This is a genomic window from Bartonella sp. AA86SXKL (genome assembly GCF_042196885.1).
Genome location: NZ_JBHIRE010000257.1, coordinates 1 through 790, shown reverse-complemented (window position 1 = coordinate 790; position 790 = coordinate 1). Strand labels below are relative to the sequence as shown.

At 38.5% G+C, this 790-nt stretch carries 1 pseudogene; it reads left to right on the top strand.

Annotated elements, in window-relative coordinates:
- Positions 1-790 (top strand): annotated as a pseudogene (locus ACFIO5_RS11370) (filamentous hemagglutinin); the annotation flags it as partial.

Genomic DNA, 790 nt, shown 5'->3' with positions numbered 1-790 from the left:
TAGATATGATCAATGATTTATCGGATGAAGGATCTAATATCTTTGAACAGAGCTTTGTAAACATGTTTATCAAAGAGCATTATCTGGCTACTGTGGATCACGATGAAAATGGCAATGTGATCTATGCAAAAGATGAAAATGGAAATCCTATAAGAGACAGTCATGGAAACCCGCAGCCGCAATATCATTATTTAACGCCTGAAGAACAACAGAATTTACAAAAAGGTTCTGATGGCAAGGTTCATGTTTTTCTCAATGGTATTTTTACAACACCAGATGACGCAGCCCATAATGCGGTTCAGTTGGCTGATAACAAGAATGATCCACACTATTTTCTGATGTTCCCTCATAGCGATTCGTTCTTGGTAGATTTGTTCATTGCAGGGTATCAGTATGCTCTAGAAGGTAAGTTGGGTATTTTGACCAATTCGACGAAGAAGTACCAGAATCTGTTGTATAGCCTTGGCAATATAGGATTGCATACTGATGCGCATAGCCGTGGCAGTATGACAGCGGGCAATGGATCGCATGATTTAGAAAAGCATGGTGTTCATGGTATAGCAAAGAAAACAACGATTAATTTCTTTGGACCAGCTTATAATACTCAAAACATGGCAGATACGTTATATATCTTAAGTGATGGAAAGCAGGATTACGTAAACTTGGAAAATCATAAAAATGACTTTGTTGGTACAAAGATTGGCAAAAATCCTTACACTTTTGGGCAAATACCTCCTGGAAGTGGTCCTTGGAAAGAAGCATGGCAAATATTTAAGGGCTACCCCAGTGT